This is a genomic window from Psychrobacter sp. JB193, assembly GCF_002285555.1.
Taxonomy (GTDB): Bacteria; Pseudomonadota; Gammaproteobacteria; order Pseudomonadales; family Moraxellaceae; genus Psychrobacter; species Psychrobacter alimentarius.
Genome location: NZ_NRGY01000001.1, coordinates 39091 through 63938 on the forward strand (window position 1 = coordinate 39091; position 24848 = coordinate 63938).

Consider the following 24848-nt stretch of genomic DNA (forward strand, 5'->3'; position numbering starts at 1 on the left):
GCAAATATGCGCTTATCATTAAGCATTACTGTTTTTATTATGAATTTTATTAAGTTAAATTAACTATTTGAGCCAATTTATATCAATTTATGGATATAAATGAGGCAAATAAATATTATCTCGTATCATTATAGGTGTGCTAAAGTCGCTACTAAACGTCTATTTTTTGTTTTTTTCCTTTCCGTTTTTTAACTCAGTGCTCTCGTTGCAGACCCCCTGTCATCTAGTGGTGATAGGGTTTTGCTTGATATAATTTGAGGTATTTATGACTACACAACAGATCAACACTGTTGATAGCGCTGCCAGCCAGGAAGGCTTTAGTTGGCGCATCTTCGGTCCAGGTATTTTGATGGCAACTGCCGCTATTGGTGGTTCTCATCTGATTTCATCAACACAAGCAGGTGCCCTATATGGTTGGCAGTTGGCCATTATGATCATTTTGGCCAACGTGTTTAAGTATCCGTTTTTTCGCTTTGCCACTGACTATGTCTATGATACGGGTGAGAGTCTGATTGCAGGCTATGCCAAACGCTCAAAGGTATACCTGTGGGTATATTTTATTCTCTCTATCCTATCAGCCGTTATTAGTACGGGGGCGGTATCGCTGCTTGCTGCAGTGATCTTAGGGTTTATGCTACCGGCGTCTCTCGAGCTTTCCACCATTACTCTATCGATAATTATCGTGGCCGTCTCTTGGTTTTTTCTCATTGCTGGTCATTATAAATTACTCGATGGTGTCACCAAATGGATCATGATTGCCTTAACGGCAGCCACCGTTGCCGCCGTCGTTATTGCTGCTGGCAAGCCCACAGTCATGGCTGCTGACTTTGTCGCCGCCTCGCCTTGGAATTTGGCAACCTTAGGATTTATTGTTGCACTCATGGGCTGGATGCCAGCACCATTGGAGTTTGCCGCAATTACCTCTATGTGGACCTCAGCCAAAGTTAAAACCGATCATACGACTCATCGTCAAGGCTTACTGGATTTTAATGTTGGGTATTTAGTCTCAGCGATTCTGGCATTATTTTTCTTGGCGCTGGGTGTGTTTGTCCAGTATGGCTCAGGTCAAGAGATTGAGTTGGTTGGCGGCGCGTATATCAATCAGCTGATCAATATGTATACGGCAACCATTGGTGATTGGTCAAGACTGCTGGTCGCCTTTGTCGCCTTCATGTGTATGTTTGGCACCACCATCACCTGTGCAGACGGTTACGGTCGTGCCAATGCCGAATGCTGGCGTTTGATTAAAGGTGAGAATGAGATTAATAAAAAGCAAATCGCTTTTTGGACAACTTATGCCATCGGTGGTGGTTTGGTTATTATCACTTTCTTCACAGGTCAATTAGGCGCGATGCTTAAATTTGCCATGGTATCAGCGTTTATTTCTGCGCCTATCTTTGGTTGGTTAAACTACTCACTGGTCAAAAACCATAAAAAGCTGTCGGCTGGCATGAATGCGTTGTCTATTGCAGGCTTAATATTCTTGGCAGGTTTTACGCTCTTATTCTTGGCCAATTTTGCTGGTGTATTTGGTTAAATAGTCTTTTAGATTTTATGATTAAAGCCCTTTTAGCCTTGCTATGAGGGCTTTTTTTGTACTCAAAATTGGTATAGCGATTTAAGTATCTCTTTTCTAATTGTAATTAAATGTAAAAATCTAGCATTAATAACAAGCCTGGTTTTATGAATGTGAATACTGATTTGCTTAAATAACTTATTTTTGGATAATGCTATTTAATAATTGAATACTATTAAATATATTAAAAATACTTTGAATTATTATTAATTAAAAATGATTAAATCAGACTTTGCCGACAGGCAAAATTGAGTATAATCGATAACAATAACGGACATATTCACTCTCCTTGTAAGGATCACGACATGACTTTAGCCTCCGCTGGCGCACGTTTTCGCAGTGCACTGAAACAAAAAAACGATAATCATCAACCGCTACAAATCACTGGTGCGATCAATGCCTACACCGCAATGATGGCAACCCAAGTCGGGCATCAAGCGTTGTATCTTTCTGGCGCTGGTGTTGCCAATGCCTCGTTTGGTTTGCCTGATTTGGGCATGACCAGTCTTGATAACGTCTTAGAAGATGCTCGCCGTATCACCGATGCCGTCGATACACCTTTACTGGTCGATATCGATACAGGCTTTGGTGGCGCGTTCAACATTGCCCAAACCATCAGAAAAATGGAAAAAGCAGGTGTGGCAGCTGTCCATATCGAAGACCAAGTGGCGCAAAAGCGTTGTGGTCATCGCCCAAACAAAGAAATCGTGAGCATCTCAGAGATGGTTGATCGTTTAAAAGCCGCATTAGACGCCAAAACGGATCCTGATTTTGTGGTGATGGCTCGTACTGATGCGCTGTCCGTTGAAGGGTTGGACGCAGCTGTTGAGCGTGCCGTTGCTTTTCAGGAAGCGGGCGCAGACATGATCTTCGCTGAAGCATTAACTGACATCGAGATGTACCGTAAGTTCACCGACGTACTCGACATTCCTGTACTTGCCAATATGACTGAATTTGGTCAGACCGATCTGTATACCACTGATCAGTTGTATGGTGTGGGCGTGGATATGGTGCTATATCCACTATCTGCTTTCCGCGCCATGAATAAGGCCGCATTGAACGTTTATCAGCACTTGCTCGATGACGGTACGCAAGAAAAAGTCGTCGATACCATGCAGACGCGCATGGAGCTTTATGATTTCTTAAACTATCACGAGTTTGAGCAAACCTTAGATAAGCTGTTTGCAGACAATAAATAATCATAAGAATCAGCATTTTTCACTTAATAATATAAAAAGCTACCCACAAAAGGAATGTAAACATGGCAGCACAAAAAGAACTCTCGGGCGCAGGACTTCGCGGACAAGTCGCTGGTAAAACAGCATTATCGACCGTTGGCAAATCAGGCTCTGGTCTGACTTATCGCGGTTATGACGTGTCGGAGCTGGCGGATAAATGTATTTTTGAAGAAGTGGCGTATTTGCTGCTTTATGGCAACTTACCTACTCAAAGTGAATTAGATACTTATCAAACCAAGCTCAAAAGCCTACGCGGTCTACCGCAAGCATTAAAAGACGTGCTTGAGCGTATTCCTGCCAGCGCGCATCCGATGGATGTATTGCGTACTGGTTGCTCTATGCTGGGTAACCTTGAAACCGAAACCGATTTTACACAGCAAAACGATAAGACCGATCGTATGTTAGCGCTATTTCCAGCCATCATTAATTATTGGTATCGCTTTAGCCATGACAATGTGCGTATCGAGACCGAAACAGACGATGACACCATTGGCGGTCATTTCTTACACCTGCTAAAAGGTGAAAAGCCAAACGAGCTGCACACTAAGGTGATGAACGTCTCTCTCATTCTTTATGCAGAGCATGAGTTTAATGCCTCGACCTTTACCGCTCGTGTGTGTGCCTCTACCTTATCTGACATCCATTCTTGTATCACTGGCGCGATTGGCTCGCTACGCGGTCATTTGCATGGCGGTGCGAATGAAGCGGCAATGGATATGATTGAGGGTTTTAGTTCAGCGGATGAAGCGGAAGCAGAGATGATGGCAATGCTGGCACGTAAAGACAAAATTATGGGCTTTGGTCATGCTATCTATAGCGAATCAGATCCGCGTAACGTCGTCATCAAACAATGGTCTGAAAAACTGGCCGCTGACGTGAATGATAACGTGTTATATCCAGTATCAGTACGCGTTGAAGACGTGATGTGGCGCGAGAAAAAACTGTTCGCCAATGCCGATTTTTTCCATGCCTCAGCCTATCACTTTATGGGCATTCCAACCAAGCTGTTCACACCAATATTCGTCTGTTCGCGCTTAACTGGCTGGGCGGCTCACGTATTTGAGCAACGTGCCAACAACCGCATTATTCGCCCAAGTGCGGAATATATCGGTGAAGAGCTGCGTTCTGTACCAGATATGAGTGCGCGTTAATCTTATCATTATCGGCCAGTATCAAGATTATGCTGGCTGATAAACCCATAACGGTTATTTGTTTTTACATAGCCGTTATGATTTTTTTAGCAAAATCTACTAGCACGCAGAGTAATGATGGTTGTTTTGCTAAAGGAATGACTTTTTTACCTAATATTAACGCTTAACTACTTATTGAAATTAGCCAACCGCCAAAGGTGACTTATGGAAAACGCCCTCGTACAACCCATGAACGATGAATTCAAAAAACCACTTCCTGATACAGACCTTTATTACTTTGACACCCGCGAAGCTGTTGAGCGTATCGAAGTTGGCGCGTATGATAAGCTGCCGTTCTGCTCAAAAGTATTGTGTGAAAACCTCGTACGCCGTTGCCCACCTGAGGATTTGACCGCTGCTTTGAAACAACACATCGAAGGCAAGCAAGACCTTGATTTTCCTTGGTACCCTGCCCGCGTAGTGTGTCATGATATCTTGGGTCAGACGGCTTTTGTTGATTTGGCGGGTCTACGTGATGCCATCGCTGAGCAAGGCGGTGATCCGTCCAAAGTAAACCCTATCGTACCCACTCAGCTGATCGTTGACCATTCATTGGCGGTTGAGCACGCAGGCTTTGAAGAAGACGCCTTTGAAAAAAACCGTGCGATTGAAGAGCGCCGTAACGATGACCGTTTTCACTTTATTAACTGGTGCCAGTATGCCTTTGACAATGTAAACGTCGTACCACCGGGCAATGGCATCATGCATCAGATTAACCTAGAGAAGATGTCACCTGTCGTACAAGTCGTGCACAATAAAGCGGGTGAAGAAGTGGCGTTTGCCGATACCTTAGTCGGTACGGACAGCCACACGCCGATGGTTGATGCGCTAGGCGTTATCTCAATCGGTGTTGGCGGGCTTGAAGCCGAAAGTGTCATGCTAGGTAACCCATCCTATATGCGTCTGCCTGATTATGTCGGTGTCAAATTAACAGGCAAATTGCAAAAAGGCATTACTGGTACGGACTTGGTGCTGGCAATGACGGAGTTTTTGCGTGATGCAGGTGTGGTCTCTACCTATATCGAATTCTTCGGTGACGGCGCACGCCAGCTGAGTGTCGGCGACCGTGCTTCTATTTCCAATATGACGCCTGAATATGGCGCAACGGCTGCCATGTTTTATATCGATGAGCAAACCATCGACTATCTACGCCTGACGGGTCGTTCTGAGGCGCAGATCAAATTGGTTGAGCAGTATGCCAAACAAACGGGCCTATGGGCTGACAGTATGGAAAAAGCCGAATACGCGCGCGTGCTTGAGTTCGATTTGTCATCAGTCGTGCGTAATATGGCAGGTCCTTCGCGTCCCCATGCCCGTGTATCGACTACGGACTTGGTTGCTAAAGGTATCGCACATGGCGCTGACGAAAAATTGCCTGAACCAAAAAATGGTCTCATGCCAGATGGCGCGGTGATTATTGCTGCCATTACCAGCTGTACCAACACATCAAACCCACGCAACATGGTGGCAGCAGGCCTCGTCGCTCGTAATGCCAATGCTAAAGGCTTATTGCGTAAACCTTGGGTGAAGTCATCCTTAGCACCCGGCTCAAAAACCGTTAAAATGTACCTAGAAGAAGCAGGTCTGATGCCTGAGCTACAAGAAATCGGCTTTGATGTGGTTGGCTTTGCCTGTACCACCTGCAACGGTATGAGCGGCGCGCTCGACCCTGATATTGAACAAGAAATTATCGATCGTGATTTATTCACCACGGCAGTGCTATCTGGTAACCGTAACTTTGACGGTCGTATCCATCCGTATGCCAAACAAGCATTTTTGGCCTCACCGCCGCTCGTTATTGCTTATGCCATTGCTGGTAACATTCGTTTTGATATTGAAAAAGACTCGTTGGGCAAAGATCAAGACGGCAATGACGTGTATCTAAAAGATATCTGGTTTGATGACGACGAAGTGGATGCCATTGTCGCGGCGGCTGTTAAGCCTGAGCAATTCAATGCGGTTTATATTCCCATGTTTGATGAAGCTAAAAAAGACACGGGCAAAGCGTTAAGCCCATTGTACGACTGGCGCGAGATGACCACTTATATCCGCCGTCCACCGTATTGGGAAGGCAAAATGGCGAAGAAAAACAAACTGACAGGTCTGCGCCCACTCGCCGTACTGGGTGATAACATCACCACCGATCATATGTCCCCTTCCAATGCCATTTTGGGCGATTCTGCTGCTGGCGAGTATTTGGACACCATGGGCTTGCCTGCCGAGGACTATAACTCTTACGCTACCCATCGCGGCGATCATTTAACTGCTCAGCGCGCTACCTTTGCCAATCCTAAGCTGCTCAACGAGATGGTACGTGATGAGGATGGTAAAGTGATTCAAGGCTCGCTAGCCCGTGTTGAGCCAGAAGGTCAAGTCATGCGCATGTGGGAGGCGATTGAGACTTACATGAACCGTGAGCAGCCGCTGATCATCATCGCAGGTGATGGCTATGGTCAAGGTTCAAGCCGGGATTGGGCAGCAAAAGGCGTCCGTCTGGCTGGCGTAGAAGCCGTCGTCGCTGAGGACTTTGAGCGTATTCACCGTCAAAACTTAGTGGGCATGGGCGCGCTGCCGCTACAGTTTGAAGAAGGCACGACTCGTCATACGCTAAATATCGATGGTACAGAAACTTTTGATGTCACAGGTGACGTCTCGGCTGGCGGGTTGATGACTTTGGTGATTCATCGTACTGATGGCACCACTACTGAGACGCCTATTATCTGCCGCTTAGATACAGCTGATGAAGTCAAAATGTACAACGCGGGCGGAATGCTACAACGCTTTGCCAAAGAGTTTATCGAAGGTACGCTAGATATTGCATAAGTCTCGTGTGCCCTGATTAGCCAAAGAGCCGATGTTATATAGTCTTATATGACATCGGCTTTTATTTACGACTTATACCTAAGTGTTATGTATTAGCTAAATATTGAGTTTACTTAATTAATGGCGTAATATGTACTATATATTGTACAAGTTATACAGAATGTCATGAAAGGAGTAAGCCATGAGAGTCGTTAGTTTTTCAGAAGCCAGAAAGCATTTAAAGTCCGTCCTAGATACGGTAAACGATGATGCCAATGCCACTATTGTGACCCGCCGTGACGCTGATGATGCGGTTGTTATGTCACTTGATTATTACAATAGCCTGATGGAAACCGTTTATTTATTGAAATCTCCTGCCAATTCGGCGCATTTAGCGGACTCTATTGCCCAATACAAAGCTGGCAAGACTGTGACACGTGAGCTAATTGATACAGTAGAAGACAGTGATAAAAGTGATGACAATAAGCATACGGATAGCGATATTGAGAGTGCTTGAACTCAAAGGCTTTAATAATCAATCCAAAAGGTCTACTAATGAGTGAACAACTAGCATGGACAGATGCTGCGTGGAAGGATTATCTGTACTGGCAAACCCAAGACAAAAAAACACTCAAACGTATTAACAAACTCATCACTGAATGTAAGCGTAATCCGTTTGAAGGCATTGGCAAACCTGAACCTCTAAAAGAAAATCTATCTGGATTTTGGTCAAGACGTATCGATGACGCCAATCGATTGGTATATGCCGTCGACGATAAGTATCTGACGATTATCTCTTGTCGCTATCATTATTAACGAGGGTTCTTAGTCGTTCATATTTACTTGTTGATGGCACCATACCCATTCTTATAACTATATAAAAAGGACTTAATACAGTGGCCCGAACCAATTCTAAATCAAAACCCGCTTTCGCCCCGCAACTCTCTATCCCCGCCACCTATATGCGCGGCGGTACCTCAAAAGGTACGTTCTTTAAATTGTCTGATTTGCCTGAACGTTGCCAAGTCGCTGGTGAGTCGCGTGATAAGTTTTTGCTACGTGTCATCGGTAGCCCAGACCCTTATGGCAAGCAAATCGATGGTTTGGGTAATGGCAGCTCTAGCACTTCAAAAACAGTCATTTTATCGGCTTCTGATAAACCCGATCACGATATGAATTATCTGTTCGGGCAAGTCAATATCGCAAAGCCCATGATTGACTGGGCGGGTAACTGTGGCAACTTGACCGCTGCCGTGGGTGCCTGTGCCATTAACATGGGTCTGATCGATGCTGACAAAATTGCTCATAGTATCAATGACAATGCGAACAGTGGTACTTGTGAAGTAAGCATTTGGCAAGAAAACATCGGCAAAACCATTGTTGCCTATGTGCCAGTTTATAAAGACGCAGCTGGCCAAGTACAGGTTCAAGAAACGGGCGACTTTGAATTGGACGGGGTTACTTTCCCCGCCGCTGAGGTCAAAATCGAATTCATTGATCCGGTTGACTCCTCAAGTGACATGTTCCCGACAGGCGACTTGGTGGATGACTTTGATGTGTCAGGTTGTGGTTTAAAGACAGATAGTGTTAAAGCGACATTCATTAGCGCGGGCATTCCAACTATCTTTATAAAAGCAGAAGATTTAGGCTTTACCGGTACTGAGTTGCAAGGCGATATCAATAGCGATGGTGACTTACTTGCCAAACTTGAGAAAATTCGTGCTAAAGGTGGGGTTGCGATGGGACTGTTTAAAGACGTCTCTGAAGCACAGTCCAGCCAACACATTCCTAAGATTGCTTGGGTGGGCGCAGCACAAAGCTATCGTGCGTCAAGTGGCAAATCGGTCGATGCAAGCGAGATTGATTTGGTGGTGCGAGCGATGAGTATGGGTCAATTGCATCATGCCATGATGGGCACAGCCGCCGTGGCGATTGCCGCCGCCGCGACGACGCAAGGGACACTCGTCAATCAGGCAGCAGGTGGTAGCGAATTGTTTGAGGTACGTTTTGGTCATCCGTCAGGAACCTTACTCGTCGGCGGTAAGACGGAACAAGTTGACGGTCGCTGGCAGGCTAAAAAGGTGTCGATGAGCCGCTCAGCACGCCGTATCATGGTGGGTGAAGTCTTTGTGCCAGCAGATGCGTTTTAACCAGTCATTAAGGTATCAAGAAATGAATAGAAATCTATATAAGCAGTCATTTACCTTGAGTAATTCACCTGATTATAATTGTCCTAAGTGTAATATTGGACTTCTACGTATTCAGAAAGATAGTTTTAAAAAATATACAACCTTTGACTTAGATGAGATACAGAAACATCCCGATTTTGAACCAGAGTGGATTGAATATATTTTTAACTGTGTTTTTGAATGTAATAACGATAGATGTGAAGGCAAGGTACTATGTACAGGACATGGAAGTGTGGGTTTCGATATAGATGTTGATGATTATGGACAACAATATCAAGAGTGGGATGATTATTATCGACCGTTATTTTTTCATCCAAACCTAAATTTAATTACTATCCCAGAAGATACGCCTACTGATATCAAAAAAATCCTCAACCAATCATTTGAATTGTTTTTTACCTCTCCTTCTGCAGCAGCTAATTTAGTAAGAATAGCTATTGAAGGTATTCTTACAGATCAAGGTGTAAATCTGTATTCTAAAAAAGATGGAAGTAAAAAAATATCTTTACATAGTAGGATCGAGGATCATCTACCAGATAAACATCAAACTATAAAAGAGCATTTTGAGGCTGTGAAATGGTTGGGTAACGCTGGAAGTCATTCAGGTGAGGAGTTAACTCCAAATAATACTATGGATTCTTACGAACTGATTGAATATATTCTTTCTCAGGTGTATGCGCCGCCTACCAATAATTTAGATGAATTAGCGAAAGAGATAAACGGTTCAAAGGGTCCAAAAAAGAGAGTTTTTCTCTAATTGTAAAAGTGAGCTTTATACAAAATCATATGCCAACATCTCCCCAACCACGCCGTGTGCAATTAGATAAAAAACCTCCCGCCGAGAAAAAAGAACGGCGAGCCTTACTGTGGGATATCCTCAAAAAACTGGCTGTCTTTGCCGCGCCTTATAAGATGCTTATCATCGCAACTTTGATATTGACGGTGCTTGGTTCGTTTACCGCGCAGGTCAATGCCTTTGTACTGCGTTATGCGGTCGATACCTTGACCGAAATCATTACCTTGTCTGACCCTTGGGCCGCTGGCGTACGAATGCTGGCCATCATCAGCGCGGTGTTATTGACCAAAGAGATACTGTCGATATTCGTCTCATTCGGGCAACGGTTTTTTGGTGAAAAAATCCGTATCAATCTGTCGCGCGACTTGTCACAAAAAATCATTGAGCGTATTTTGACGTATCGCATGTCGTTTTATACCAGTAGCGAAAACGACAGCGGTAAGCTGCAAACCCGTATTGATTATGGCGTCAGTAGCCTGACCACTTTGGTGCAGAACTTTTTTATCGATATGCTGCCGCTGTTTGCCAGCGCCATTGTTTCGCTGATCATTATGTTCTCGACCAATTTTTGGATCGGTTTGGTGGGTTTATTTATTATTCCCATTTACTTTTTTATCAGTCAAAAACAAGCAAAACGCCTACAAGGGTTTCGTCGGCAGATGCGCGGGTTTCGCGAAGCCAAAAGCGGTTTGGTGATCTCACTCATCAACTCGATCAGTGTGGTCAAGTCTTTTGTGCGTGAGTCCATAGAAGCTGAAAAGCATTTTAATATTCAAAAAGACATGACGGACAATCAGCTGCGTATCCGTAGTATTGGCTTTATTTACGATGCCATAAAGACCTTTATCGAACAAATTGGTGTGGTGGCTATTATTTTACTCACCTCTTATTTTGTTTTAAAAGGTGAGATGACCATTGGTATGATTTTGTTTCATGTCCTGCTATTTCAAAATGTCGCGGCTCCGATTCGTCAGCTGCACCGGATTTATGATCAGATCAATAATGCATTGACCTATGCCGAAGGGTTTTTTGATATTTTGGAAGATGACGCGCAAGTTGAAAACGTCGATGGTGTAAAAAGTCGAGAACTAAAGGGTCATATCGAGCTGCAAAACGTCGATTTTACTTATCCAAATGGCACGCAAGCGTTGAAAGATGTCAGCTTTACCATCAAGCCCAATCGTATTACAGCTTTGGTTGGGTTGAGCGGCGCTGGTAAAAGCACCATTATTAGTCTGCTTGTGAAGTTCTATGAGCCAGATTCGGGTAAAATACTGTTAGATGGGCGCGATTTGGCTGAGTGTGATACTCATGAGCTGCGTCAAAATATCGGGCTAGTCCTCCAAAGCAATCATATTTTTTCAGGTACGATCAGTGAAAATATTCGCTATGGTAGTATTGAGGCGAGCGAGGAAGATATCATTGTAGCGGCAAAAAAAGCGTCTATTCATGAACAGATTGTCAAATTGCCAGAGGGTTATGAGAGTACCGCAAAATCTCTATCGGGTGGTCAACAACAGCGTATCGCGCTGGCAAGAATGTTTTTAAAAAATCCGCCGATTGTGTTTTTGGATGAACCAACCGCCAGTCTTGATGCCATTGCCAGTCAACAAGTCAAAAAAAGCTTGGATTTGATCAAAAAAGACCGCACGGTAATTATGGTCTCGCACAACATCGCACAAATCATCGACGCCGACGATCTTGTGGTGATAGAAAACGGCCAAGTGGTAGAAACAGGCACGCACGAAGCGCTGTATAGCAAGGGCGGTAAGTACTTTGAGATCTTTAGCGCCATGTCTGACAGCTTGAATTTGGACAAGATCAGCCAAACTATCCATGGTTGATAAGCGTTTATATCGTTATAATGCCATTTGTTAGAAACCGCGCGGTATTTTGACGATATTTGCGCCCACGTTTCACCTCACTTTATATCTAATAACCGATTTGCCAAAAGCCAATTAATTATGACCTATGAATTCTCGATTAAAACCTTTGATGAGCTGACCTCAGTTGATCTGTACCATATTTTAAAAGCGCGCTCACAAGTGTTTGTGGTCGAACAAAACTGTGTCTATCAAGACATGGATGATACCGATTTTGATTGTCTGCATCTGATTGCCCATCAAAATCAAGCGTTAGCGGGGTATTGCCGTATCATTCCGCCTGAATTTAATAAGCTTAAATCCAATCTCAGCGCCAGCGTCGATGGTGCTGGTATAAAAACTGCGCACCCTCCTACTCCTATGCCTGCCATTGGTCGAGTGCTGGTATTGGAAGAGCAACGAGGAGAGGGTCTGGCACGCCAAATGATGATTCAAGCCATCGCTTGCTGCCGCAAAAAATATGGTAAAAAAACGCCCATTATTCTCTCTGCTCAAACCTATTTGCTCAGCTTTTATGAATCTTTGGGTTTTGTGCCTGAAGGCGATACGTATCTTGAAGAAAATATTGAACACGTAAAAATGGTGCTGCGTGTTGCCAAAAAAACCAAGGTAAGAAAAGAGCGCGCACCAAGTGATTCGAATACCACGACCAAAGTGTTAAGCGGCTTGCTATTTATCATGGCAGCGTTGTTTATTTTGGGTCTGCTGTATCTGATGATTTAAACTGCTGATTAGGCATACAACTCAATAGATCTGTATGTCACGTCACGCCTCTCATCTCATTTTCATACATACTACCTTTACCAAGGTATGGACTCACCTGCCCAATCGACAAAACTCCCTGATTGCGCGGCGGTCATGCCATTTAGTACCTCTAACAAGCATTCGGCACTATAGGCTGGCGAGAACAAGTGTCCGTCAGCCACATTTCCTTGAAAAGGCGCAGACAGTTGCGTATTAACTGTGCCTGGCTGCATGACAACGACGCACACATCTTTGAGTGATCTTGCCCACTCAATACTCAGGTTTTTCATGCCCATGTTGAGCGCCGCCTTGCTCATCCGGTAGCTGTACCAACCGCCTAATTGATTGTCACTGATGCTGCCGACGCGTGCCGATATCGTTGCAAATACGGCTGGTTTGTCCGTAGTACGCTGAGCGTTGGCTAAGAATGGCTTGAGATGTTTGGCAATCAGCAAACTCGCCAAGGCATTCACCTGCATATTTTGTAAAAAAAACGCCGTCTCGATCTGCCGTAGCGCTTTTTCTGGTTGCTGCGCGTCCGTGTGTAATAGACCAGCACAGTTCACCACCCAATCAATATGCGCGGTTTGCTGCTTGAGGACGTCAGCGGCTTGCTGGATACTTTGCTCATCACAGATGTTCATGGGTATCCAGTGCAGATTGTCTGCGGCAAAATCAGGCACATTTCTATGATACGTTGCAAAAACGTGAGGCCCATCCGTCTCGCTACTTTTTTCACTGTTGATGAGCTGCTCAACCATGGCTCTGCCAATGCCGCCCGTACCACCAATGATGAGATAGGTTTTGTCCGTCATAACAATTCCTTTTTTTGATTATTTTTGTGATGCGTGTTTATGGCGTCTTATAAAACTTGTCATTCATATCGCCTTATTATGATCAATTTTGGCGCATTTTTATTGGATTTACCATGACAAAAAGGTATAAAACCGCAATTATATATAGGCTACAATATTCAAAAACTGCCTACCAAATAACCGCTTTTATACGGATGTTATCGACCTATGCTATCTCCCCAAGACCAATTGACTGAGCTGGTACGCACGCTTGAGACGGAGAAACACGTCTTTGCCACTGATCCGCTACTCATCACGGAAAAGCTAAAAAATGAAGACGGCAAGCCCCTCCAAAAGCTGCATCGCCGCGCCGCGCGTATTGATAGCAATGGTGCATTGGCGCGGGTATTGGGTAAGATTGACGGTCGTATCAAAGGCATCATGATTGTCATGAGCATCTTGTGGTGTGTTTCAGGGTTTTTAGGACTATTCACCTTATTACAGAGCAATGTGGTGAATTTCTTTTATGTGTTGGTCTGCTTGCTGGGTTTTCATACCCTGATGCTGGTCGGCTGGCTGGTAATGGCACTCATCAATCAAGGCAAACAATCCTCAAATTGGTTCGCCAATTTTGTGAGTCCCAGTTATCTTATACGCGGCAAGGATGATGTTACTATCGCCGCTGTTGATCTTTATGAGCGCCAATTGCATCACAGCGGTATGCGCTGGTATTTGGGCAAGTTCAGCCACCAGTTATGGCTCGCCACGTTAACCGGCATGCTTTTTGCGATCATATTTTTGCTCGTGGTAAGGCAATATAGCTTTAGCTGGGAGTCCACCTTACTCTCTGATCAGGCGCTGATTACCTTAACGCGAGTGCTTGGCTGGTTGCCAAGTATGGTGGGATTTGAGGTTCCAGACAGTACCGCTATTGTCCAAAGCCGCTTGGTAACAGAGGCGATGCCGTTGTCTGTTGCGCGTCAATGGGCAAGTTTGCTTGTCGGTAGCTTGCTGATGTACGGTATCGTGCCGCGCGCGATTGCATGGTCATTTTGTGCGCTCATGTTCCGCCGCAAAAAAATGCGCTTGGATATCAAACTGCCCTATTATCAAAAGATTTTGAACTTTTGGCAGCGTCAGGTAGTGGATGCCGATGATTTTAAAGAATCACCAGCGCCCATTGCGCCAACAGCGACAATCAGTTTAGGCAAAAAATTGGTTGCTTTACTTGAATACCCATCAGAGCAGGATGATTGGTGGCAATTGGGTTTGGATACTCATTTCAATGATAAATTTGAGGTCGAAAATTTTGGCATTATCGATGACCGTGATGATATGGCAAGGCTCACGTCTTATTTGGACAGGCATCCGGTACAGGTGTTATTGGGCATTCATGAAAGCGCGCTGCCCGACCGTGGCACCCTACGCAAACTCGATCAAATTGCCAGTCATGCGACAGAGGGGTTGATTGTACAATTACTAGGAAGTAGCCCTATTGGTGCTGACACGTCGCCAGACGATCCTAACAACGTGCGTTATCAGCAGTGGCAAACCGCCCTTTCTGCTCGAAAAATAGGCCTCGTCAATCCTGACAGTCACGTTGGTCGTACCGTTGTTGATCGTAACCTGTAGACAATTTTGTGATATCACCGATAAGAACTGACAGAACACCATTTTTATCCATGCTGATTCATAAGTTTAGTATCATACTGACATAACAAGGAATGTTTATAGTGCATTGACGATGTAGTGGATAGGAGTCCAGCATGGCAGCAGATAACAATCTTATGACCCTAGGTCAGTACGGTCAGATATTGGATGACTATAAAAATACGTTGAACCAGCATATAGTGGCCATCTCTCCTGAATCTTGGCAGCCAATGTTGAGCAGTATTTTACCTGCGCACTGGCAAGAATGGTTACTGCCGCTCGCTGGTGGGCCCTTTTTTCTGCTGTTTTTAGCCGAGTGGTTTTATCAGTCCAAGCGTGGCAATGGCAAAAGCTTTAGCTGGCGCCGTGCGATGACCAATTTTAGTTTAGGCGGTTCTTACTTGGGTTTTGAGCTGATTATGCAAGCGCTCATCGTCTTACCTATTTGCTTGTGGTTATATCAATATCGCTTGTTTACTATTCAGGTAACCTTGCTGACCGCCATTCCGATATTCATCGCGGTTGAATTTAGCTATTACTGGTTTCACCGCGCCTCCCATCGAGTCAATTGGTTTTGGTCAGCCCATGTCGTGCATCATTCTGATGACCATATGAACCTCTCTACTGCCATGCGCCAAAGCCTTTTGTATTCAGTCACCGGTTGGTGGGTATTCTTTGTACCGCTGATGATACTTGGCGTACATCCAGTATGGGTATTTTTCTTTTATGCGTTAGATCTGATTTATCAGTTTTTTATTCATACCGAAACAGTGGGCAAATTCCCAAAATGGGTTGAATATGTTTTTGACACGCCATCCAATCATCGCGCTCATCATGGTACCAATGGTGCGTACATTGATCAAAATTATGGCGGGGTACTCATTATTTTTGATCGATGGTTTGGGACGTATGTAGAGGAAGACACGGTCAATAATCCGGTAAAATATGGTGCCGTTGGTGAAGACAGTCATGATCATATTATCGGCCTAATTTTTGGTGTGTTTTACCGGATGTGGCAACGGTTTTTTCGAGTCAAAGGCATTAAGAAAAAACTCAAAGTGCTGTTTTATCCGCCCAGTGCTGCCGAGTCTAAAACCCATTGACGATTGTGTATGAATACCGATACCAAGCCTGACTTATTTACCATAAACAGCTACTATTATGTTTTTTATGCTTTTTGAACGTTACTCACTGATATAAGACGCTAGTATGAACCATGACAATAAACAAAATCGCGATGATAGCTATGACAATCGTGAGAATAATAAACCTGCGGGTCTATTTGCCGACAAGGCTTATGAAACAGCGCCTATCATCAATGCTGAGTCAGCACCGCACCCACAAAACCCACAGAAATTAAGTGAAGAGCCAGACCCGAGTACTGTGCCTCTTAAAAAAACCATCGCGAGCGGTGAGTCACTAAAGCTGGCGGTCGTTGGTCACACCAACACAGGTAAAACCTCCATCCTGCGTACCCTATTACGAGACGTTTACTTTGGTGAAGTGAAAAATGAAGCGGCAACCACACGGCATGTTGAGCGTGCCCAGCTAACCGACAGTCAAACCGGTGAAGTGCTGGTAACCTTATACGATACGCCTGGCCTGGAGGATGCCTCAGGGCTGATGGACTGGCTGGAAGAAAATACTGCCAGTCGCCGCGATGGTATCGAGCGCTTACAGCAGTTTTTAGCAGCAGATATCGCCCAAGCGTCAGATGATGGTGCGGCTTATGGTTACGACCCGCAAGGTTGTGATTATAGTCAAGAAGCCAAAGTGGTTCGGCAATTGCTGGCAAGTGATATGGCGATTTATGTCGTCGATGCCCGTGAGCCCGTGCTGGGTAAATACAAAGACGAGCTGGCGATTTTATCTTGGGCCGCCATTCCTGTTATGCCTGTATTTAACTTCACTGACAGCCAAGATGCCAATATTGATGACTGGCAAACCATGCTGGCAAGACGCAACCTGCACATCTCAACACGCTTTGATTCGGTGGCGTTTGAGTTTGAGGATGAAATGCGCTTATGGCAAAACCTCGCCACCATGCTCACTCACTCTGAGCGACTTGAGCAACTGATGGTGCGACGTGCTGAAAATTGGGCGCAACTGTATGATGAGGCCAATATTATCATTGCAGATTTTTTGTTGAATGTGGCCGCCTTTGTACGTGAGATTGGCGAAGATGACGACCCGATGCCTGTGTTGCAGCAAATGCAGGAAGCAGTGAGACAAAGCGAGCGTACCATGCAGCACGGCCTGCTCAATTTATACAAGTTTTATGACAATGCAGTAGCAGCGACCCCACTTGAATTGCAAGCGTATCAGCAAGATCCGTTTGATCCTGAACTTCTAAAAAGCTATGGCATTCGCACCACATCAGGTGCTGCTGCTGGTGCGTTATTGGGATTGGGGATTGATGCTGCTGCATTGGGCACAACGCTAGGACTGGGCGCGGCAATCGGCGGTATCGCAGGCGGGTTATTGTCTAATACCAGCAGTATTGCCGACAAGATTACGGGCGTAAAACGCTTATACATCGATCCTGCAACACTGACATTGCTCGCCACGCGTGCGATAGACTTGCTCACTGCCCTACGCCATCGCGGACATGCCGCAACCGATGCGACACAGCTTTTATATAAAGGCGAGACAAAAACCTTTGAATCATCTGACTCAGCAGCTAACGATGATAGTACAGATGAAACAAGTCGCTCAATCACGCTATGGCCCACGCATAAATTGCCAAGCGAGTTAAAAAAAGCGCGTGGTAAACCGCAATGGTCCTCGCTTAGTAGTGGCAAATCAGAACAAGCACAACTGCTGCGAGCAGATATGGCATGGTCATTGTCTGCAAAGTTACAATCTAATGAGCGCGCAAACTAGTGATTAATAAGTTGCTCAAGGCGTCCGTACCGCGTACATCGGTTTGTTGTAGATAGATTGGATACAAGGGATATTTAGAAAAATTCTTTTCGATATCTTGCATCAATTGCTGCTGACGATCAGCCCGATGACGCCAAAACGCATCAGATTGGGCTGGTGCTATGAGCTGATTGACGACGATTGCAGCTGGCGTGAGCTTACTCTCTTCCAACTGTTCTATGGCGCGCTTGGTCTCAGCCAATGGGAGTACATCAGCGGTCATAACCAATACAATAGCGGTCTGCGTACGATCATGTAGCAGTACCCCTGCCTGTCGAAACAGCTGCTTGCGCTTTTCTAGCACAGAGACGGCTTGCTCCCAGCGGTCTTGTTTTTTTGGAGCAAATGGGTTGGCAATCTCGTTTTTTTGCTGGAGGCTCTTTTGACCACTATTATCCAAATGTAGTGATACTGAACGCAGCTTGGATTGCCTACGCTGCTGGGCAAGCAGTCCATCCGTCCACGCGCCCATCATCTCTGGTAATACCAGTAACCGCAGCGTATGTCCGGTCGGTGCTGTGTCAAAGATAATATGCTCGTAATGTTCATCAGCTGCCGTGACCAAATGCTGACACATAGATTCAAGCATAGCGGCTTCTTGCGCGCCAGGTGCTGACTTTGACAAACGCAAATGTTCACGAATTTTTGGCATCATATCAGGATTGGCATAAGATTTTATCGTACGCTCAACTTGAGCAAAATGCGCGTCAACGATGACATCAGGATTGAGCTCAATGGCATCCAGATAAGGATTGATCGCAGTTTTTTCATTGGTTAATTGTACGTTCAGTACATCACCCAAACTGTGGGCAGGATCGGTTGAGACAATTAGCGTCTTTTGGTGTTGGCTGGCATAATAGCTGGCAAGTGCCGCAGCAGTGGTGGTTTTGCCCACACCGCCCTTTCCACCGATAAATATAATAGGCTGCGTTTTTAATTGTTCGACTAGAGTCGGTAGAGGTTGTAACGCCATACTCATTTCTCATTTTTTTATCAATTTGCAACAGTTGTTGATGCAATTAACAGCAACCAACATGATCAAAAGGACATCTGTCCATACCCATGCGTGTATGCCATTCGTGGAAATTCTCTAAAAATAGTGGTTGCAGCTCCAAAGTATAAAAGCTGGCAGGATTATCAATCCCCAAACTCTCGGCAAACAGCAGCAGCATAAAAAAATCTTCTTCATCACGGACAGCGCGCGCCATCGTTTGGCGATAAGGGGCATGATAAAACTCATTGAGCCCAGCCACAAAGCGCTGCCACCATGGTTCTATATCTGCATGATCCTTTGGTGTATTTGACTTTTCCATAATTATCTGTTCTCTTGCATGTTTTTTACATTGACTTATCTTTAATCTATCATGCCTACACGATATAAAAAACGCCAGCAATTGCTGCTAGCGTTCTTTTGCTTCATTTACTATTTATAGAGTTTAGGTATCGCTTTTACCTTTGTGAAGTGTCCATTCTTTGCGCAATACCGACAGACTCTCAAACGTCACCAAAATGGTTGCTATCAAAATAATGATATCCATAATGATGAGCAGCCAATTACCATCAGTGAAGAAAGTTTTGAGCTGAATGAGTAGTGCGAAGACCGTCATGACCAGTAAGAACGTCAATGGTGCCAAGGTATACCAAACAGGCTTGCCCTTACGTAACAAAATCACGGTGACAATCATTAAGGTCAATGCGGCCATTAATTGATTGGTTGTACCAAATAGTGGCCAAATAATCATCCCACCTGCGCCATCGATACCACCTGCGCCAAACGCCAATAATAAACAGCTTCCGACTGCAAGTAACGTTGCGACAACCCCTTTGTTCAATGCTGGCAAGTTATAAAATTCTCCAAATTCTTGGAAAATATAACGCTGCAAACGTACCCCAGTGTCCATAGTAGTACCGGCAAATAATGCTGCCATGACCGTCAGCATTGTTTGTGATAACACCAAGTCAATGCCAACCCCTGCATTTAGGATGGTAGCACCACCATCAATAAAAGCACCGATAGAACCATCGCCGAATTTTTGATAAACCGCTTGCCAATCAGCCAGTGTGGCAAAACCTGCTGTAGCAGCAAGTATGGCACCCAGCGCAAGCATACCCTCACCAAATGCACCAAAGTAACCAACGAACCGAGCATCTTCTTCTTTATCAATCTGCTTGGATGTAGTACCTGTTGCCACCAATCCATGGAAGCCTGAAATAGCACCGCAGGCAATCGTCACAAACAATAATGGCATCAGTGACGGTGTTCCAACGGGTAATGCTGTGTTGATGGCTGGTGCGACAATGTCTGGCGTTGCAATAAAGATGGCTGCATATAATAAAATCAAACCAACAAATAACTGCAAGCCATTGATGTAATCGCGTGGTTGCAGCAGCATCCATACTGGCAATAAAGAGGCAACTGCTGCATAACCAAATAGAATCAGAATCCATACGGCATTATCAGGCAAACCGAAAACAGTCTCAGGTAACACAATCGGGAACATTGGACCAAGATAAATAAGTCCGTATAGAGCCGTAACACCAATGATTGATACCCAAAGCAGATTCATCTTATAGCGATAGATGCACTGACCAATGATGAAGGCAACAACGAGTGCGCCCCACACAGGCAATACCGCTGAAGGCGTTTTTATCATCATATTAGCGATAGCAACACCAAATACGGCATTTACCATCAGTAGCAGTAAAAAAATGACAATCATCATCAAACTGCGCACACGTGTACCCATTACAGTACCAGCGATAGAACCAATCGATTGGCCTTTATTACGCATACTTGCCCAAATGGCTGACATATCGTGGACACCAGCCATAAAAATGGTGCCCAGTACTACCCAAATGATGGCTGGCACCCAGCCCCAGATCACAGCAATAGCAGGACCGATGATTGGTGCTGCCCCTGCTACTGAGGTAAAATGGTGACCCCATAATACGTACTTATTGGTGGGAACGTAATCTACGCCATCTTTCATCGTATGAGCTGGCGTGGGACGACTGTTGTCTAATGCCAAAATTTTAGTGGCGATAAACTTTGAATAAAACAAGTAGCCGCATAGCATAGCGGCAACGCCAAATAACAGTACAATAGCACTATTCATTTATCTCTCCCTAGATAAGTATTAGTTAGCCTTATAAGTTCAAGCTTTTTAAATTAGAATATAAAAAATATGCTAAATTAGTGTGCGGTGAATGGTTCGGCTCGTCGGTTATTAGATAAATCGTAAAAATACCGCAATACTGGCTATATTCAACCAAGCCCTGCATTTCATAATTGAGGCACACGAGTAATTAGCATGTAGTACGATGAGCCTTTGTTTGGTATTCTTTTTAAATAGTAACTGATTTGACCAAGAATGTAACGTTGGTAAGGCATTAAAAACAACAAATAAAGGAAGCATGATGGCATATTATTTTGGATTCGTACCTTCAGATAAATTAAAAGCATTAATCAGTGAGGCCGAACAAGTCGTTGCTTCAAATGAACAGGTAGATTATTACCCTTATCGTGATGCCCTTACTCACCAAACAGCGCGGGATCTGATTGATAATCTCTTGGTAGGTTTGGTTGAGATTATTCCCAATCCTGAGCGTCAAGCTGCTATGCGCAAAATTGTCACTATGATTGAACGCTCAACCGATACCCTACTCAACATTTTACTGGGTAAAGAAAGCAACGAAGAAGTGATGCCAAGTTTTCATTTTTTGAGAGACAGAGCAACATTTATCGATAATGACGGCATAAAACGTGTGGGATTTAAGTTGTCTGATGCAGATGCCAAAACTGTTAATACAGGTTTCGCCGCTATCACACCTGAACACGTAGACGTGAAAGCATTTAAGACTGCGCTTGAAACGATGAATGAAGAAACGCTCACGCACTTTATCAGCCGTTATGCTGAGACTTTGAAACTGGGTATGATTAAGCGTAAGTCCGTGCCCGTTGCGAAAGCGGCTATTGATAAAGGTATGAACATGGCACTTAATAAACTTCTACCTGACTTACCAGATCGCTCTTTGAATCGTTTGGCAGACTACTACCGTCCTTTTATCATAGAAAAATCAGAATAATAAAGAGATTCGCTTTATTAGCACTGTAATGTTGGGCAAATTTACTAAAATTTGCTAAAATAAGCGGCACTTTTATCCAAGGCGCAAATCATGACCCAAATTAGTAATCAAGAAATAGAAAAAACCCTGCGTAATTCAGAGTGCCTTATTAGTAGTATCGAAGTTGCTGCTGCTTATGAGCGTCTTGCTGCTCAACTCAACCTACACTATGCGGGCTTAAACCCAATTGTAATGGTTGTAATGAATGGTGGTCTTATCCCAGCTGGTCAATTATTGACTCATCTAACGTTCTACCATCGTATGCATTATATTCATGCATCGCGCTATCGCGACAACGAAGGCACTAGTGAACTCGATTGGAAATTCAAACCTGATGTCAGTATCGAAAACGAACACGTATTGCTGATTGATGATATTTTTGATGAAGGTATTACTTTAAAAGCAGTCGTTGAAGAGCTGAGCAAAGAAAAACCTTTATCGATTGAATCTTGTGTCTTACTCAATAAAGAACACGATCGTAAAGTTGCAGATTTTGAGGTAGATTTTGTGGGTATCAATGTTGCAGACCGCTATGTTTATGGCTGTGGTATGGATTTTCATGGTTACTTGCGCCATTTGCCTGGCATCTATGCAATTAAAGAAGATAAAGTGTAACGCTTATATCTGAATTCTAAAAAAGCATCCAATTTGGATGCTTTTTTATTAGCTGGAGTACAAGTATGGCTAAGGATAATGACTAAAATTGTAGTCCTAAACCAGTATGACGCTCAGTTGGGGTTTGAACTGCTTTTTCAAACGCATATTTTGTACTATAGATGGTCACTTGTTTTTTAGCCCGTGTCACCGCTGTATAAATAAGCTCTTTGCTGAGCAGTCTGGCATGACTATTGTCAAAAGTAATGGCAACATGATCAAACTCAGATCCCTGTGACTTATGAATGGTCATCGCATATGCGGTCGCAATCACTTCTTCATTCAATAGATTAACAGCGATACCTTGTGTTTTATTCTCAAAAAACACTTCTAATCGACTTCTCTCATCTCCTGTCTGCAAACAAAAACCGATATCGCCGTTAAACAGTCCTAACTCATAGTTATTTTGTAAAACCATAACAGGGCGACCATGGAACCATGTATTCTGACCTAGTGGTAGTTTGAGTTCAGCAAGATGCCATTGTGTGAGGTAATTATTGATATAGTGATCACCCCATTCGCCATTATGACCCGCGCTCAAAATTCTAAATTGATTAAACACCTCTATCAACGCTGTAACTGTTGTATTTACCGATTCTGGCATGGATTTTTCTATTGGATTTTTCAGTAGATTTTTAATCTTGTTTATATAATGATGGTAATTTTTCGTTATTTTTGGAATAATTTTATTTTTGCTTAGGCTATTTTTTGTCTTATTATCATTACTCTCATCTATTTGCAGGGTGTTTACGTATTGGAAGCTCAATGCGTCGTCTTGTTTTAATAACTGCCAAATTTTTTGAGTGTCTACTTCTGTTTGATTGATTTGATTTGCAAGTTTACCAATACCTGATTCTGCGCTAAAACGGCGGCTTTCGAGTAGCTCTGCATGAATGGATTGTAATATCGGAATATGACACAAATCAGCCAGTACTGCTCCTGCATCTACCGCTGCTAGCTGGTTGGCATCTCCTAACAGTATCAGCCTTGCACCCGGCTTTACGGCGCTGACAAGATAATTGGCCAATTCAACACCCAGCATTGAGGCTTCATCAACAATAATGATGTCCTCACCCAAAGGATTACTGGCATCATAACGCGGTCTACCCGTTCTACCGATGCCTAGCAAACGATGTATGGTTTTGGCTTCTTGTAATTGCATTTTCACTTCTGATGTATCTAGAGCCGCTTGCAAAGACTCTTGCATTCGCTGTGCTGCTTTACCAGTCGGTGCTGCGAGCGCTAGGCTTGCACTATCTGTACTGAATCTAATGCTCTCTTGCTGCGCATCCCTACTCTCTGTGGCCTGTTGTAACGCAATAACGAGCTGGGCGACCGTATAGGTTTTGCCTGTGCCTGGACCCCCAGTGATGATACTAAACGCATTGTTGTTGGCCACATTGATGGCTTTTATTTGTTGCTCGTTCAGGTTTTTGGGTATGGATAACGCTAGAGGTGTTATGGGTTGTTCTAAAATAGTACTGATGTGTTTTGCTAAGTTGAACTCCGCTTGCCAAGAGCGATGCAGCCAAAAAGTGATGGACACTGTTGATGTGTTTTCTTGCTTAGTTTTTTTACAAATAATGGGTTTATTATTGCTTAGGCTATTTTTTTTTGTGATATTACTGCCCACTTCTGCGAATAAAGTATGCTGAGTGACCAAATCCATGAAAAAATCTAAATCTGTATTTTTTAGTAGTCGATATAAGCTGGCAATCGTAGTAAAGCGCTTGTTTAGCATCTCTTTTTCAGGATTACTTAGGGCAAGCTGCACCCAAAGCTGACTTTCCTTGGTAAATAAAGTATCTAGCAAGGTAAATAGTGATATTTCAGCTGTCGAATCCTCTTCCATTTGTGTACTGATTTGGGTGTCTATCAGGGCAAAGATTGGCGTTGCGAGCATTGCTAACAACGCTTTTTGCCACCCATATAGCGCAACGACTTCGTGATTGATCTGGCCTTGCAACGGTACTTCATCCTCAGCTTCCTCAATAGTTAGTACTGTGTGCCCCTCTTCTAAATGGGTCGCTAACATCACAAAAAAAGCAGTGAATAGCATACTGTCTTCTGTTTTATCGAATTGATTGCTATCAATATTTGCTTTTGAATCTGTTGCACTATACGCTAAATGCGTTTGCTGACGGCGTAATAGAATGTAGTCACTGAGGTTACTGGCCCAGCTTTCTTGTACCCCAATCGCCGCCTTACTTTTATTGTTATTATTACTCATAGTATGTTTGTCTCTATATTGATCTGCTGAATCGATAGGATATTTTTTGGATAGC

General features: G+C 44.0%; 20 protein-coding genes. 15 read left to right on the forward strand and 5 right to left on the reverse strand.

What is annotated here, in order from left to right; genetic code table 11:
• The first annotated feature begins 265 nt into the window (after positions 1-265).
• From CIK80_RS00190 to CIK80_RS00235, 10 genes are all read left to right on the forward strand, one after another.
• Positions 266-1537: an NRAMP family divalent metal transporter gene (locus CIK80_RS00190; protein ID WP_095568392.1), complete on the forward strand. Its 1272-nt coding sequence runs from the start codon at positions 266-268 to the stop codon at positions 1535-1537.
• 344 nt (positions 1538-1881) lie between these two features.
• Positions 1882-2775, forward strand: a complete 894-nt coding sequence (prpB, locus tag CIK80_RS00195; RefSeq protein ID WP_095568393.1) for a methylisocitrate lyase — start codon at positions 1882-1884, stop codon at positions 2773-2775.
• Positions 2776-2837: 62 nt separating this feature from the next.
• Positions 2838-3965: a 2-methylcitrate synthase gene (gene prpC / locus CIK80_RS00200; protein ID WP_095568394.1), complete on the forward strand. Its 1128-nt coding sequence runs from the start codon at positions 2838-2840 to the stop codon at positions 3963-3965.
• Positions 3966-4193: 228 nt separating this feature from the next.
• Positions 4194-6827, forward strand: a complete 2634-nt coding sequence (gene acnD, locus CIK80_RS00205) for a Fe/S-dependent 2-methylisocitrate dehydratase AcnD (protein WP_218830311.1) — start codon at positions 4194-4196, stop codon at positions 6825-6827.
• A gap of 181 nt (positions 6828-7008) precedes the next feature.
• Entirely contained in the window at positions 7009-7323 is a 315-nt protein-coding gene (locus CIK80_RS00210; protein WP_095568396.1) for a type II toxin-antitoxin system prevent-host-death family antitoxin, read from the forward strand.
• Positions 7324-7361: 38 nt separating this feature from the next.
• Positions 7362-7622: a Txe/YoeB family addiction module toxin gene (locus CIK80_RS00215; protein WP_095568397.1), complete on the forward strand. Its 261-nt coding sequence runs from the start codon at positions 7362-7364 to the stop codon at positions 7620-7622.
• An 80-nt stretch (positions 7623-7702) separates the two neighbouring features.
• Positions 7703-8956: a 2-methylaconitate cis-trans isomerase PrpF gene (gene prpF, locus CIK80_RS00220; protein ID WP_095568398.1), complete on the forward strand. Its 1254-nt coding sequence runs from the start codon at positions 7703-7705 to the stop codon at positions 8954-8956.
• A gap of 22 nt (positions 8957-8978) precedes the next feature.
• The gene (locus tag CIK80_RS00225; protein WP_179288296.1) at positions 8979-9752 is read left to right on the forward strand and encodes a DUF4145 domain-containing protein; all 774 of its coding nucleotides are present in this window, start codon (positions 8979-8981) and stop codon (positions 9750-9752) included.
• A gap of 155 nt (positions 9753-9907) precedes the next feature.
• Positions 9908-11635, forward strand: a complete 1728-nt coding sequence (locus CIK80_RS00230) for an ABC transporter ATP-binding protein (RefSeq protein ID WP_218830312.1) — start codon at positions 9908-9910, stop codon at positions 11633-11635.
• 120 nt (positions 11636-11755) lie between these two features.
• Positions 11756-12397, forward strand: coding sequence for a GNAT family N-acetyltransferase (locus tag CIK80_RS00235; protein WP_095568400.1), 642 nt, complete (start codon positions 11756-11758; stop codon positions 12395-12397).
• Between the two features lie 77 nt (positions 12398-12474).
• Here CIK80_RS00235 and CIK80_RS00240 read toward each other — a convergent pair whose 3' ends face one another.
• A complete protein-coding gene (locus tag CIK80_RS00240; protein ID WP_095568401.1) occupies positions 12475-13233 on the reverse strand; it encodes an SDR family oxidoreductase in 759 nt (252 codons plus the stop codon).
• 207 nt (positions 13234-13440) lie between these two features.
• Between CIK80_RS00240 and CIK80_RS00245 the strand changes: the two genes are divergently transcribed.
• From CIK80_RS00245 to CIK80_RS00255, 3 genes are all read left to right on the forward strand, one after another.
• Positions 13441-14844, forward strand: coding sequence for a DUF2868 domain-containing protein (locus tag CIK80_RS00245; RefSeq protein WP_095568402.1), 1404 nt, complete (start codon positions 13441-13443; stop codon positions 14842-14844).
• Between the two features lie 134 nt (positions 14845-14978).
• A complete protein-coding gene (locus tag CIK80_RS00250; RefSeq protein WP_095568403.1) occupies positions 14979-15965 on the forward strand; it encodes a sterol desaturase family protein in 987 nt (328 codons plus the stop codon).
• Between the two features lie 106 nt (positions 15966-16071).
• The gene (locus CIK80_RS00255) at positions 16072-17745 is read left to right on the forward strand and encodes a DUF3482 domain-containing protein (RefSeq protein ID WP_095568404.1); all 1674 of its coding nucleotides are present in this window, start codon (positions 16072-16074) and stop codon (positions 17743-17745) included.
• Here CIK80_RS00255 and CIK80_RS00260 read toward each other — a convergent pair.
• The 3 genes from CIK80_RS00260 to CIK80_RS00270 all read right to left on the reverse strand — a co-directional run bounded on the left by CIK80_RS00260 (position 17726) and on the right by CIK80_RS00270 (position 20900).
• Entirely contained in the window at positions 17726-18757 is a 1032-nt protein-coding gene (locus CIK80_RS00260; RefSeq protein ID WP_095568405.1) for an ArsA family ATPase, read from the reverse strand. The two genes, CIK80_RS00255 and CIK80_RS00260, sit on opposite strands and share 20 nt — an antisense overlap.
• A gap of 46 nt (positions 18758-18803) precedes the next feature.
• The gene (locus CIK80_RS00265) at positions 18804-19097 is read right to left on the reverse strand and encodes a cory-CC-star protein (protein ID WP_095568406.1); all 294 of its coding nucleotides are present in this window, start codon (positions 19095-19097) and stop codon (positions 18804-18806) included.
• Positions 19098-19220: 123 nt separating this feature from the next.
• Complete coding sequence (locus CIK80_RS00270) at positions 19221-20900, reverse strand: carbon starvation protein A (RefSeq protein ID WP_095568407.1); 1680 nt, start codon at positions 20898-20900, stop codon at positions 19221-19223.
• Between the two features lie 301 nt (positions 20901-21201).
• Between CIK80_RS00270 and CIK80_RS00275 the strand changes: the two genes are divergently transcribed.
• Both CIK80_RS00275 and CIK80_RS00280 read left to right on the forward strand, forming a co-directional pair.
• Positions 21202-21870: a hypothetical protein gene (locus CIK80_RS00275; protein ID WP_062844550.1), complete on the forward strand. Its 669-nt coding sequence runs from the start codon at positions 21202-21204 to the stop codon at positions 21868-21870.
• A 90-nt stretch (positions 21871-21960) separates the two neighbouring features.
• Complete coding sequence (locus CIK80_RS00280; protein ID WP_062844549.1) at positions 21961-22524, forward strand: hypoxanthine-guanine phosphoribosyltransferase; 564 nt, start codon at positions 21961-21963, stop codon at positions 22522-22524.
• A gap of 82 nt (positions 22525-22606) precedes the next feature.
• On the opposite strand, the gene recD is transcribed toward CIK80_RS00280, so the two are convergent.
• Complete coding sequence (gene recD / locus CIK80_RS00285) at positions 22607-24793, reverse strand: exodeoxyribonuclease V subunit alpha (RefSeq protein WP_095568408.1); 2187 nt, start codon at positions 24791-24793, stop codon at positions 22607-22609.
• Between the last annotated feature and the right edge of the window lie 55 nt (positions 24794-24848).

Coding starts and splice junctions, on each gene's coding strand:
- CIK80_RS00190 (WP_095568392.1), top strand. CDS start 266: ATGACTACACAACAGATCAACACTGTTGATAGCGCTGCCAGCCAGGAA.
- prpB (WP_095568393.1), top strand. CDS start 1,882: ATGACTTTAGCCTCCGCTGGCGCACGTTTTCGCAGTGCACTGAAACAA.
- prpC (WP_095568394.1), top strand. CDS start 2,838: ATGGCAGCACAAAAAGAACTCTCGGGCGCAGGACTTCGCGGACAAGTC.
- acnD (WP_218830311.1), top strand. CDS start 4,194: ATGAACGATGAATTCAAAAAACCACTTCCTGATACAGACCTTTATTAC.
- CIK80_RS00210 (WP_095568396.1), top strand. CDS start 7,009: ATGAGAGTCGTTAGTTTTTCAGAAGCCAGAAAGCATTTAAAGTCCGTC.
- CIK80_RS00215 (WP_095568397.1), top strand. CDS start 7,362: ATGAGTGAACAACTAGCATGGACAGATGCTGCGTGGAAGGATTATCTG.
- CIK80_RS00225 (WP_179288296.1), top strand. CDS start 8,979: ATGAATAGAAATCTATATAAGCAGTCATTTACCTTGAGTAATTCACCT.
- CIK80_RS00230 (WP_218830312.1), top strand. CDS start 9,908: ATGCTTATCATCGCAACTTTGATATTGACGGTGCTTGGTTCGTTTACC.
- CIK80_RS00235 (WP_095568400.1), top strand. CDS start 11,756: ATGACCTATGAATTCTCGATTAAAACCTTTGATGAGCTGACCTCAGTT.
- CIK80_RS00240 (WP_095568401.1), bottom strand. CDS start 13,233: ATGACGGACAAAACCTATCTCATCATTGGTGGTACGGGCGGCATTGGC.
- CIK80_RS00245 (WP_095568402.1), top strand. CDS start 13,441: ATGCTATCTCCCCAAGACCAATTGACTGAGCTGGTACGCACGCTTGAG.
- CIK80_RS00250 (WP_095568403.1), top strand. CDS start 14,979: ATGGCAGCAGATAACAATCTTATGACCCTAGGTCAGTACGGTCAGATA.
- CIK80_RS00255 (WP_095568404.1), top strand. CDS start 16,072: ATGAACCATGACAATAAACAAAATCGCGATGATAGCTATGACAATCGT.
- CIK80_RS00260 (WP_095568405.1), bottom strand. CDS start 18,757: ATGGCGTTACAACCTCTACCGACTCTAGTCGAACAATTAAAAACGCAG.
- CIK80_RS00265 (WP_095568406.1), bottom strand. CDS start 19,097: ATGGAAAAGTCAAATACACCAAAGGATCATGCAGATATAGAACCATGG.
- CIK80_RS00270 (WP_095568407.1), bottom strand. CDS start 20,900: ATGAATAGTGCTATTGTACTGTTATTTGGCGTTGCCGCTATGCTATGC.
- CIK80_RS00275 (WP_062844550.1), top strand. CDS start 21,202: ATGGCATATTATTTTGGATTCGTACCTTCAGATAAATTAAAAGCATTA.
- CIK80_RS00280 (WP_062844549.1), top strand. CDS start 21,961: ATGACCCAAATTAGTAATCAAGAAATAGAAAAAACCCTGCGTAATTCA.
- recD (WP_095568408.1), bottom strand. CDS start 24,793: ATGAGTAATAATAACAATAAAAGTAAGGCGGCGATTGGGGTACAAGAA.